This window comes from Duganella sp. SG902 (assembly GCF_013376005.1).
Lineage (GTDB): Bacteria > Pseudomonadota > Gammaproteobacteria > Burkholderiales > Burkholderiaceae_D > Rugamonas.
Genome location: NZ_JABMJK010000022.1, coordinates 40,285 through 50,395, shown reverse-complemented (window position 1 = coordinate 50,395; position 10,111 = coordinate 40,285). Strand labels below are relative to the sequence as shown.

Annotated in this window: 14 protein-coding genes; 13 read left to right on the top strand and 1 reads right to left on the bottom strand. The window is 68.1% G+C overall.

Features of this window, described 5'->3' with window-relative positions; all coding sequences use genetic code 11:
• Positions 1 to 81: 81 nt before the first annotated feature.
• The 11 genes from fliD to FHW83_RS28140 are packed head-to-tail and all read left to right on the top strand — an operon-like array spanning position 82 to position 8,491.
• Entirely contained in the window at positions 82 to 1,494 is a 1,413-nt protein-coding gene (gene fliD / locus FHW83_RS28190) for a flagellar filament capping protein FliD (RefSeq protein WP_176649675.1), read from the top strand.
• 34 nt (positions 1,495 to 1,528) lie between these two features.
• Complete coding sequence (gene fliS, locus FHW83_RS28185) at positions 1,529 to 1,921, top strand: flagellar export chaperone FliS (protein ID WP_176649674.1); 393 nt, start codon at positions 1,529 to 1,531, stop codon at positions 1,919 to 1,921.
• Entirely contained in the window at positions 1,914 to 2,231 is a 318-nt protein-coding gene (locus FHW83_RS28180) for a hypothetical protein (protein ID WP_176649673.1), read from the top strand. The genes fliS and FHW83_RS28180 overlap by 8 nt, the downstream gene beginning before the upstream one ends.
• Positions 2,228 to 3,757 (top strand): flagellar hook-length control protein FliK, encoded by a 1,530-nt coding sequence (locus FHW83_RS28175; RefSeq protein ID WP_176649672.1) that lies wholly within the window; start codon positions 2,228 to 2,230, stop codon positions 3,755 to 3,757. Before FHW83_RS28180 ends, FHW83_RS28175 begins: the two co-directional genes overlap by 4 nt.
• Before the next feature lie 8 nt (positions 3,758 to 3,765).
• On the top strand, positions 3,766 to 4,245 hold the full coding sequence (locus tag FHW83_RS28170) for a flagellar basal body-associated FliL family protein (protein ID WP_176649671.1): 480 nt from the start codon (positions 3,766 to 3,768) through the stop codon (positions 4,243 to 4,245).
• A 32-nt stretch (positions 4,246 to 4,277) separates the two neighbouring features.
• Positions 4,278 to 5,015 (top strand): FliA/WhiG family RNA polymerase sigma factor, encoded by a 738-nt coding sequence (locus FHW83_RS28165; RefSeq protein ID WP_176649670.1) that lies wholly within the window; start codon positions 4,278 to 4,280, stop codon positions 5,013 to 5,015.
• A gap of 55 nt (positions 5,016 to 5,070) precedes the next feature.
• On the top strand, positions 5,071 to 5,991 hold the full coding sequence (gene motA / locus FHW83_RS28160) for a flagellar motor stator protein MotA (protein WP_155461956.1): 921 nt from the start codon (positions 5,071 to 5,073) through the stop codon (positions 5,989 to 5,991).
• Positions 5,948 to 6,979 carry a flagellar motor protein MotB gene (locus FHW83_RS28155; protein WP_176649669.1) on the top strand — a complete coding sequence of 344 codons (1,032 nt, stop codon included), beginning with the start codon at positions 5,948 to 5,950 and terminating at the stop codon, positions 6,977 to 6,979. The genes motA and FHW83_RS28155 overlap by 44 nt, the downstream gene beginning before the upstream one ends.
• 42 nt (positions 6,980 to 7,021) lie before the next feature.
• Positions 7,022 to 7,294 carry a flagellar biosynthesis anti-sigma factor FlgM gene (locus tag FHW83_RS28150; protein WP_176649668.1) on the top strand — a complete coding sequence of 91 codons (273 nt, stop codon included), beginning with the start codon at positions 7,022 to 7,024 and terminating at the stop codon, positions 7,292 to 7,294.
• Positions 7,291 to 7,728 (top strand): flagellar export chaperone FlgN, encoded by a 438-nt coding sequence (flgN, locus tag FHW83_RS28145; RefSeq protein ID WP_373997281.1) that lies wholly within the window; start codon positions 7,291 to 7,293, stop codon positions 7,726 to 7,728. Before FHW83_RS28150 ends, flgN begins: the two co-directional genes overlap by 4 nt.
• Positions 7,715 to 8,491, top strand: coding sequence for a glycoside hydrolase family 73 protein (locus FHW83_RS28140; RefSeq protein WP_176649667.1), 777 nt, complete (start codon positions 7,715 to 7,717; stop codon positions 8,489 to 8,491). Before flgN ends, FHW83_RS28140 begins: the two co-directional genes overlap by 14 nt.
• Here FHW83_RS28140 and flgA read toward each other — a convergent pair.
• Positions 8,472 to 9,185 carry a flagellar basal body P-ring formation chaperone FlgA gene (gene flgA, locus FHW83_RS28135; protein WP_373997280.1) on the bottom strand — a complete coding sequence of 238 codons (714 nt, stop codon included), beginning with the start codon at positions 9,183 to 9,185 and terminating at the stop codon, positions 8,472 to 8,474. The genes FHW83_RS28140 and flgA overlap by 20 nt on opposite strands.
• 119 nt (positions 9,186 to 9,304) lie before the next feature.
• Here flgA and flgB point away from each other — a divergent pair, with 119 nt between their 5' ends.
• Positions 9,305 to 9,667, top strand: a complete 363-nt coding sequence (gene flgB, locus FHW83_RS28130) for a flagellar basal body rod protein FlgB (protein ID WP_176649665.1) — start codon at positions 9,305 to 9,307, stop codon at positions 9,665 to 9,667.
• A 21-nt stretch (positions 9,668 to 9,688) separates the two neighbouring features.
• Positions 9,689 to 10,111 carry a flagellar basal body rod protein FlgC gene (gene flgC, locus FHW83_RS28125; protein ID WP_176649664.1) on the top strand — a complete coding sequence of 141 codons (423 nt, stop codon included), beginning with the start codon at positions 9,689 to 9,691 and terminating at the stop codon, positions 10,109 to 10,111.

The window sequence follows — 10,111 nt, the reverse complement described above, 5'->3', positions numbered from 1 at the left end:
GTTAGAAATATTTTCATACGGAAACGATTAAGGTCGCCCTATATCAGGGTACACTTCATTATCCTTTCCAGGAGCACGATCATGGCAGTCATCAGCAGTCCAACCTACGATCCGAAAACCACCGCGGAGAACCTGGCCAACGCCTACGTGGCCGGCACCAAGGCGATCCTCGACGGCCGTTCCACCAGGGCCACCGCGACGGCGTCGGCGCTGACCACGCTGGGTTCGGCGCTGAGCGCGTTCCAGAGCAGCATGAGCGCGCTGGCCAGCGGCACCAAGAGCGTGAGCGCCAACGCCGCCACCTTCAGCAACACCGCGATCGCCACCGCCAGCGCCACCTCCAAGGCCGTGGCCGGCACCTACTCGTTCTACGTCGAGCAGCTGGCCACCTCGGGCCAGGTGTCGTACAACGTCAACGACAGCGTGGCCACCAACGCCGGCGCCATGAACGTGATGCTGGCCGACGGCTCCTCGTTCCAGGTCGACCTGGCCAACGCCGACAGCAATATGGACGGCGTGCTGAGCGCCAAGGAAGTGGCGGCCGCGATCAACTCGGCGGCCAACAACGGCTCGCGCGTGACCGCCTCCACCATGACGGTCAACGGCCAGTCCAAGCTGGTGCTGACCTCGGCCAAGACCGGCGCCGCCAACGGCGTGGCCTCGATCGACGTCTCCGGCCTGGGCGACGCCAACCTGCAGTCCGACCTGTCGGCGCAAACCACGCTGACCGCCGCCGCCGACGCCATCGTCTGGGTGGGCGGCCAGGCCGGCACCAAGGTGCAGCAGGCCTCCAACACCTTCAACGTGGTGGACGACGTGTCGTTCACCATCACCCAGGCGCAGGCGGCCGGCGCGGCGCCGGTGACCATGACGGTGGCGGCCGACAGCAGCGCCACCGCCACCAATGTGCAAAGCTTCATCACCGCCTACAACACCCTGCTGGGCGTGTTCGACACCCTGACCGCCGCCGGCGACCACAGCGCCGCCTCCAGCACCGACAGCACGCCCAAGAGCGCCGACGCCGCCTTCCACAGCGACGCCGGCGTGCTCAACCTGCGCGACCGCCTGAACGCGGCGCTGCGCGCGGCCACCGGCGGCATCTCGCTGATCAACTTCGGCATCACCGCCGCCAAGGATGGCACGCTGACGCTGGACACCGCGCGCCTGAACAAGACCATCGCCGCCAACCCGGGCACGCTGGACAGCCTGTTCGGCCGCGCCGGCGTCGGCGTCGACAGCGGCGTGCTGGGCGCGATGAACAAGCTGACCACCGCCTGGACCAGCAGCGCCGGCGGCTACATCGCCAGCCGCCGCGACGCCGTCACCAAGCAGCAGACCGACATCGCCGAGCGCCAGGCCACGCTGCAAACCCAGTTCGACAACGCCTACCAGCGTTACCTGGCCCAATTTACCAAGCTGCAGGAGCTGCAGTCGTCGATGACCACCACCTCGAACATGTTTACCGCCCTGTTCTCCAGCGACAGCGAGAACTAAACCTTGCCATTTTTTGACCCGTACGGTGAATACCATGTTGAACCAGGAAGCCTATAGCAGTTACCACACCACCAATCTCGACGCCCAGGTTGCGCGCGCCTCGCCGATTGAGCTGGTGCTGGTGCTGACCGACGGCTTGCTCGAAGAGCTGGCGCGCGCGCGCGGCCACATCGTCGGCAAGCGCTACGAGCTCAAGGCCAAGAGCCTGAACAAGTGCACCGACATCATCAACGGCCTGTCGAGCTCGCTGGACTTCGACAACGGCGGCGAGGTGGTGGAAAACCTGGGACGCCTGTACGACTATTGCGCCGGCCGCCTGTACACGGCCGGCGTCAGCCTCGACCCGGCCATCATCGACGAGGTCACCACCCTGCTGACCACGATCAAAAAAGGATGGCTGGGCGTGCAGGCTAAAACCAATGGATAGGCAGCGCACCCTGCTGCAGATGGCGCAGAAAATGAGCGCCGCCATCGCTTCCGAGGATTGGAAGGCGCTGGCGGCGATTAACACGTTAATGGCAACCGTGCTGCCGCAGATGGCGGCGCAGGGCCAGTGGAGCGGCGCCGAGCGGGCCGCGCTGTCGGCCCTGCGGCAGATGCACAACGAGGCAGTCAAGCGCTGCGACCGCGCCACCGATGACCTGGCGCGGCGCTTGCACGACATGCAGGCAAACAAGGAGGGCTGGCTCGCCTACGCCCTCGAAAACGAACAAGCAGAAAGCGGAATCCAAGCATGACCACGACACTCTCCAGCGCAACGGCGGCGGCGCGCGCCGCCCAGGCCGAACTGACCGCCCCGGTGGCCGCCAACCAGACCGCCGTCAACGGCGGCAAGGGTACGGGCGCCACCGCCAAGGCCGTCGTCGACACCAGGAGTGACAGCAAGCCGGCCGCCAAGCCGGCGCCCGCCAGCCAGAACCATCAGAACACCCAGCCCGGCCCGGCCAACGCCGGCCGCCAGAGCGCGTCCGCCGCCAACCAGGCCGAGGCCCGCGACAGCGCCGACAGCACGGCAGCCGCCGTCTCGGCCGCCGCCGCGCAGGCGGCCGCCGACGCCGCCCCGGTGGTGGCGCCGCTGTTCTCGCAGCTGCTGAATCTGGCCGACGTGGCCGCCGGCGGCGCGGAGGATGGCGGCGACAGCGGCAGCGACGACGCCAGCGGTTCCGGCACGGCCGCCGCCGGCAGCGTGCTGCCGGCCATGGTGAGCTCGCTGCTGAACGTGGCGCCCGCGCCCGCCCCGGCCCCGGCCCCGGCCGCGCCGGGCGCTGGCGCCGACAGCGCCGGCGGCGTCGAGGCCGTCAGCGCGGCCGCCACCCTGAACACCAGCGCCACCCGCCTCAACCTGGCCGCCGCCAGCGTGGCGGTGACGCCGGCCGCGAGCGGCGCCGAGGACGCCGCCACCGCCGCGGCCGCCCAGGCCAGCGCGACCGCCGCGGCGGCCGCCAGCGCCGCCGCCCAGCAGACCGGCGCCGCCGCGCAGGCCAACAACACCAGCACCCTGGCCGCCGTGGCCGCGCGCCAGTCCGACAGCGACACCGCCGCCCCGGCCGAGCAGCCGGCGCCGGCGGCCGCCGACGACGCCCCGCCGATGCCGCTCCACATCGTCAACACGCCGCTGCGCGAAGCCTGGGTCAACGGCGTGCGCATCGTCACCCGCGCGGCCGAGAACAACGGCGCCGCCGGCAGCGGCGCCGGCACCGCCACCGCCGCGGCGGCCTTCGGCGGCGCCAAGGCCGACGAGCACAGCTTCACGCTGACCGGCACCGGCGCCAACGCCGCCAACGTCGCGGCCACCGGCCAGACCGGCGCCGCCGCCGGCGCAACCAGCGGCGGCACGGTGACCCTGGCCGGCACGCCGGAGCAGTGGCAGCAGCCGCTGCGCCAGGCGCTGGGCGACCGCCTGCAGCTGCAATTGCAGCGCAACAGCGAGCAGGCGGTGATCCGCCTCGAACCACCCAACATGGGCAGCATCGAGATCTCGATCCGTCACAGCGCCGGCGCGCTGCAGGTCAACCTGACGGCCAACAACAGCGAAGTGCTGCGCCAGCTCAACACCATCGGCGACAGCGTGCGCCAGGACTTGTCCAACCGCCAGTACACCGACGTGGCCGTGACCGTGTCGTCGGCGCGCGCGCAGGCCCAGGCCGACCAGGGCCAGGGCGGGCGCAGCGGCCAGCAGCGCGGCCAGGATGAGGGGCGCACGCCCGGCCGCGCCCTGAACGACGATGACAGCGCCGCCACCTTTGCCATGACCGGGGAGTAATTCGCACAATGAACAAAAAAGTCATCATCATTTTTGCGGCGGTGGCCGTGCTGGCCGCCGGGGTGGCGGGCGGCGCCGTCTGGTACATGTCCAAGGGCGGCGAGGAACACGCGACCGAGGAAAAGGAAGCCAAGAAAAAACCCAAGAAGGAAGAGAAAAAGTCGGAGCTGCCGCCCAAGTACCTGACCGTGGACAAGGTGGTGGTCATGCTCAAGCATGAGCCGAGCGACACCGTGACGCACTATCTGTCGGCCGACCTGGTGGTGGCCACCGACGCCAAGCGCGAGAAGGAAACCAAGGAAAACCTGCCGATGCTGCGCAGCGTGGCGGTGAAGACCCTGTCCAACCTGCCGATGGCCAGCGCGCGCGTGATGACCATCGACCAGTTCGCCGGGGAATTGAACAAGGCCTTCGACCACGCGTTCGAGCAGGAAGGCCGCGAAAAGCCGTTTGACGAAGTCATGATAGGCAAGCTCATTGTCGAGTAAGCCAAGGCAGCATGAACACAAGTGGAGCGGGCATGGGATACGTAGAGGAATTCGCCGAGACTTATGCCGAAAGCTACGGTGAGCACGGCGCGGCGCCGCTCGTGCACAGCGTGGCCGACGAGCAAAAGCACCTGCTGGCGTACGCGCCGCTGGTCAAGCGCATCGTGCGTCAGCTCAATTCGCAGATCGCCGGCGCCATCGACCGCGACGACATGGAACAGATCGGCCTGATGGGCCTGCTGGAGGCGCTGCGCCGCTACGGCGAGCCCGACGGCGCCTTCGGCAGCTACGCCAGCCTGCGCATCCGCGGCGCCATCCTCGATGAACTGCGGCGCCAGGACTGGCGCCCGCGCGCGGTGCGCCAGCAAAGCCACAAGCTGCGCGACGGCGTGCGCGCGCTGACCCGCAAGCTGGGGCGCGAGCCGAGCGAGCACGAGATCATGGAGGCGCTGGCGCTGACGCCGGAGGGCTACCAGGCGTATCTGATGGATGAGAACGCCGAGCTGATCGCCAGCTTCGACGAGGTGCTGCAGGAAAGCGTCAGCAACGACAGCGCGCCCAGCCCGGAGGACCAGCTGATGGTGCGGCGCAGCCTGGAGCAGGCGCTGCGCGGGCTGGACGAGCGCGAGCAGCGCGTGGTGCAGATGTACTACGAATTCGAGCTCAGCTACAAGGAAATCGCCGCCGTGCTGGACCTGACCGACGCCCGCGTCTGTCAGCTCAACAAGGCGGCGCTCAACAAAATGAAAGCAGTACTGCAAAACGCCTGAGGCACGGCGCGATGCGGCCAGGGATTGGAAAAATGACGCGGAAAGGCGAATCATCATGCAGCAAATAGTCGGTCTCCTCATAGTTTTAGGCAGTGTCTTTGGCGGCTTCTTCATGATGGGCGGCGCCTTCCATCAGATCTGGCAGCCGATCGAGCTGATCGTGATCGCCGGCGCCGGCATGGGCGCGCTCGTCATCGGCAACCCCAGCCACGTGCTCAAGGAGATGATGACGCAGATCAAAAAGATCATCACCAAGAAGAAATACGACTCGGAATTCCAGCGCCAGCTGCTGCTGCTGATGTACGAGCTGCTGCAGCTGGCCGCCGGCGGCCTGAAGGCGCTCGACGCCCACGTCGAGGCGCCCAAGGACAGCCCGCTGTTCCAGCGCTACCCGCGCGTGCTGGAGGAGCCCAAACTGCTGGCCTTCATCGTCGACAACTTCCGCCTGATGGCGATGGGCAAGATCAACGCGCACGAGCTCGAAGGCGTGCTGGAGCAGGAACTGGAAGCCATCCACACCGAGCTCGAGCAGCCGGCCAAGTCGCTCGGCAAGATCGGCGAGGCGATGCCGGGCTTCGGCATTCTGGCCGCCGTGCTGGGCATCGTGATCACCATGAACACCGTGAACGAGGGCGCCACCTCGGGCGAGATCGCCGAGCACGTGGGCGCGGCGATGGTGGGGACGTTCATTGGCATCTTCTTCTGCTACGGCCTGATCGACCCGCTGTGCAATATGATGAAGCAGCTGGTCAACTCCGAGGCCGCCAACAAGGAGACCGTCAAGGTGGTGCTGGTGACCCACGTGGCCGGCAAGCCGCCGCTGCTGGCGATCGACGCCGGCCGCCGCCTGGTGCAGCTCAACATCAAGCCGAGCTTCGCCCAGCTCGAGCGCTGGATCAACGATCTGGAGGGCCGCGACAGCGCGCCGGCCGATGACAGTTCGCGTCGTGGAGGCCGTGGTGCTAAAGCCGCATGACAAGGGGCATGACCAGACCATCGTCAAGCGCGGTGGCGGCAAGCACAAGCACGACGACCACGGCGGCGCCTGGAAGGTGGCGTTCGCCGACTTCTGCCTGGCGCTGATGTGCCTGTTCCTGGTGCTGTGGCTGATGGCGGCGCGCAACACCGAGTCGCTGCAGCAGATCCTGACCGAGGCCGACGGCGCCAAGACCGACCAGGGCAAGGGCGTCATGCCCGAGCAGGTGGGCGGCCCGCGCGGCAGCCTGATCGACCGCTTCCCGATGCCGCACTTCGGCACCGCCGAGGCCGAGGGCAAGAAGAAGGCCACGGCCGAGGTGGCCGAGCAGCCCGAGCAGCCCTCCTCCAAGGTCAGGTACGACACCCCGGACGACCTGACCCAGCTGTCCAAGGTGCTGACCAAGATGAGCGCGGAGGCCGGCCTGTCGAGCAACCTGGAATCCGTGGTCACCCCCTACGGCCTGCGCGTGATGCTGCACGACACCGACCGCCAGGGCATGTTCGTGCGCGGCAGCGCGGTGCCGACCGACAAGTTCCGCGCGCTGCTGCGCAAGATGGGGCCGCTGTTCCAGCGGATGGAGAACCAGATGCTGATCGTCGGCCACACCGACTCGCTGCAGTACGCCGACACCAGCTACGCCGCCTTCTCCAACTGGACGCTGTCGGCCAACCGCGCGATGTCGGCCCGCGCGCAGCTGCTGGCCGGCGGCATGAACCGCGAATCGGTGCTGCAGGTGGTCGGCATGGCCGACCGCGCGCCGCTCGACGTCAAGCGCGCCGACGCCGGCGTCAACCGCCGCATCGAGTTGCTGATCCTGACCACGGCGCAGGCCAGGACCATCGCCACCATGTTCGGCATGCCCGACGCGACCGACCCGCTGATCCACGATGTCGACACCGCGCTGCCGGACGCCACGCTGCTGCAGCAGCTGCGCAGCAAGCTCGGCGGCGACAGCCCGCTGCGTGATCCGCGCCGCAACAAGTAAGATAGAGTTCGTATGGAAACCAAGCCAACACGAGGCACACGTATGAGAATCACGACTTCGACCGCGGACGGGATGGCCGTCCAGCGCGTGGCCGACAGCGCCCCGGTGGAAGCGCCGGAAGCGGTGGCCGCGCCCGCCCCGGCGCCGCTGCAATCGGCGGTGCTGCAACCGGCGCTGCAGGCGATGCGCGAGATGCCGGAGATCGACCAGGAAAAGGTCGACATGCTGCGCGACGCGCTGGCCAAGGGCGAGCTGCCGTTCGACGCCGGCAAGCTGGCCGGCCTGATCCAGCGCTTCCACGGGAGCGAGCAGTGAGCGAGGTGGCCAGCCTGTCGCGCCAGGACGCCATGCGTCAGCTGCTGGCCGGGATCGCGGAGGACCTGCGGGCCTACGCCGCGCTGCAGGAGCTGTTGCAACAACAATTCCAGGCCGCGCTGCGCCACAAGGCGGCCGAACTGGGCCCGGTGGCGCAGGCCATCTCCGACCTGGTCGACACCATGCAGGCGCGCCGCGCGCTGCGCGTGGCGCTGGTACAACGCCTGGTGGGGCCGCAAGGCACCATGACGCAGGCATTTGCCTTGCTGAAAAATGCCGCGCGGGAGAAAATGGAGGCGGACTGGAACACACTGGAACAGGCCGTTATCGCATGCAAGGCACTGAGCAAGCGCAATGGCGACCTGCTGGTCGAGCAATACACCATCATGCAGCGCGTGCTGCATGGCGAGGAGCAGATTTATGCGCCAGCTTAACGGGGCGACGCAGGCGACCGCCCCCACTGCCGCAACCGTATCGAACATGAGCGCCAGCCGCCCCACCGCGGCCACTGGCGGCGTCGCCGCGTCCGGCGCCTTCACCACCACCTTCCAGCAAGTGCAGGCCGACGTCGCCGCCTACATCGCGCGCGGCGACAGCGGCGTGCGCCACGACGCCCAGCCCTCCTCGCAAGCGATGAGCCTGCAGGCGATGGCGCTGCGCAACCGCGCCGGCGGCGCCATCGGCGACGACGGCAACGGCGTCGACAGCGCCCTGCAACAGCAATTCCTGGCCTCGATCAAGCCCTGGGCCGAGGAAACCGCCGGCAAGCTGGGGGTGTCGCCCGAACTGGTGGCCGCGCACGCGGCGCTGGAATCGGGCTGGGGCAAGCAACCGCTGAAAAATGGCGCGGCCAACGCCAACAACCTGTTCGGCGTCAAGGCCGGCGGCAACTGGCAGGGCGAGGTGGCCGTCGCCAGCACCACCGAGTACGAACATGGCGCCATGCTGCGCAAGACCGAGCGCTTCCGCGCCTATCCCGACACCGCCAGCGCGTTCCGCGATTACGCCAGCCTGCTGAGCGGCAATCCGCGCTACGCGGCGGCCCTCAACACCGGCAGCGACGCCCGCGCCTTCGCCAGCGGCCTGGCCAAGGCCGGCTATGCCACCGACCCCAACTATGCAGACAAACTGAGCAAGGTGGCCGCGCAGCTGCAGCGCGGCGGCGGCCTGGCCGGCATCACTCCGACGGGGAACTAGCTGTGATCGGCGCCGAGACAGGTTCCACCGTGGCAGCGCCGGTCACCCGGGCGCGGATCACCGTGCCGTTGGCGTTGCGCACCCGCACCGTGTCGCCGCGCGCGCCGGCGTCCAGCGCCTCGCCCGCCATGCTGACCTCGATTTGCTCGCGGCGCGCGACGATGCGCACCGGCTCGCCGCGCTTGACCATGGTCGGCGAGCTCAGCAAACCCTTGCGCACGATCTCGCCGGCGCGCAGCGTGCGCTTGCCGCTCATGCCCACGGCCTCGGCCGGATCGCTGACGCTGTCGCCGATGGCCGAGATATCGTGGCGCTCCAGCAACACATCTTCATCTGCCAGTACTTTCCCGGCCGCCAAGTCGCTTGCCATGACGGCAACGCGGGCCGAGACCTGGGCGCGCACGATGAACTCGTACCGCCAGCCGCCGGCGCCGGCGCAGGTGGCGACGAAACGCATGCGGCTGGGCAGCCGCGTGTCGGCGCCCTGCACCGCCACCGCTTGGCCGCAGGCGGCCAGCGGCCTGGTTCCCGGCACCACCGCGATGGCGTATTGCGGCTCGCTCAGGCCGGCCGCCTCGCCCCAACGCTCGAGGTGTTTGCGCGCAGCCGCCTCGACGATGCCGGGTACCTGCTCCGCCGCCACCGGCGCGCTCGCGCAAAATACCTCGGAAATCGGAATGCAAACCAGCAACACTCCCGCCGAAACAGTTACAATACATTTGTTGAACATGAGCAATACCTCTACTATGATGCGGGAGGTCATTCTACATGGCTCGACACGGTTTACAGCAACGTCTTCAACAGGGGAAGAACATGGGCATTAACTTCAAGGACGCGGCGGGCGTCCACGCCGACGCGCTGGCCCTGCGTGCCGAGCGCACGCGCATCTTGGCGGCCAACATCGCCAACGAGAACACGCCCGGCTTCCAGGCCCAGGACATGGATTTCGGCGCCACGCTGGCCAATGTGCAGGCCGAGGGCAACGGCGACCTCGGCGACGGCGGCGACAGCGCGCTGATGTACCGCGTGCCCTACCACCCGACGCGCGACGGCAACACCGTCGAGATCGGCGTCGAGCAGGCGGCCTTCTCGCAGAACGCCACCGACTTCGCCACCAGCCTGACCTTCGTCAACATGAAACTCAAGGGCCTGGCGAAAGCCATCAACGGCCAGTAACGCAGCAACAGGAGCGCCAGCATGTCGTTCAAGAATATTTCAGAGATCGCCGGGTCGGCCATGGCGGCGCAGTCCGTGCGCCTGAATACCATCGCCTCCAACCTGGCCAACGCCGACTCCGTGGCCGGCACCGAGGCCGACACCTACCGCGCGCGCAAGCCGGTGTTCGCGGCCGTCATGGGCGACGGCCCGGACGGCATGGCCAGCGCCGGCGGCAAGGTGCAGGTGCTGGACGTGGTGCAGTCGGACGAGCCGCTGCGCCAGGTGTACGAGCCGGGCAACCCGATGGCCAACGCCGAGGGCATGGTGTTCTACCCCAACGTCAACCAGGTGGCCGAGATGACCGACATGATGTCGGCCTCGCGCGCGTTTGAAACCAATGTCGAAGTGCTCGGCCGCATCCGCACGATGCAGCAATCCCTCCTTAAACTCGGTGAAGGCTAA

Coding starts and splice junctions, on each gene's coding strand:
- fliD (WP_176649675.1), top strand. CDS start 82: ATGGCAGTCATCAGCAGTCCAACCTACGATCCGAAAACCACCGCGGAG.
- fliS (WP_176649674.1), top strand. CDS start 1,529: ATGTTGAACCAGGAAGCCTATAGCAGTTACCACACCACCAATCTCGAC.
- FHW83_RS28180 (WP_176649673.1), top strand. CDS start 1,914: ATGGATAGGCAGCGCACCCTGCTGCAGATGGCGCAGAAAATGAGCGCC.
- FHW83_RS28175 (WP_176649672.1), top strand. CDS start 2,228: ATGACCACGACACTCTCCAGCGCAACGGCGGCGGCGCGCGCCGCCCAG.
- FHW83_RS28170 (WP_176649671.1), top strand. CDS start 3,766: ATGAACAAAAAAGTCATCATCATTTTTGCGGCGGTGGCCGTGCTGGCC.
- FHW83_RS28165 (WP_176649670.1), top strand. CDS start 4,278: ATGGGATACGTAGAGGAATTCGCCGAGACTTATGCCGAAAGCTACGGT.
- motA (WP_155461956.1), top strand. CDS start 5,071: ATGCAGCAAATAGTCGGTCTCCTCATAGTTTTAGGCAGTGTCTTTGGC.
- FHW83_RS28155 (WP_176649669.1), top strand. CDS start 5,948: ATGACAGTTCGCGTCGTGGAGGCCGTGGTGCTAAAGCCGCATGACAAG.
- FHW83_RS28150 (WP_176649668.1), top strand. CDS start 7,022: ATGAGAATCACGACTTCGACCGCGGACGGGATGGCCGTCCAGCGCGTG.
- FHW83_RS28140 (WP_176649667.1), top strand. CDS start 7,715: ATGCGCCAGCTTAACGGGGCGACGCAGGCGACCGCCCCCACTGCCGCA.
- flgB (WP_176649665.1), top strand. CDS start 9,305: ATGGGCATTAACTTCAAGGACGCGGCGGGCGTCCACGCCGACGCGCTG.
- flgC (WP_176649664.1), top strand. CDS start 9,689: ATGTCGTTCAAGAATATTTCAGAGATCGCCGGGTCGGCCATGGCGGCG.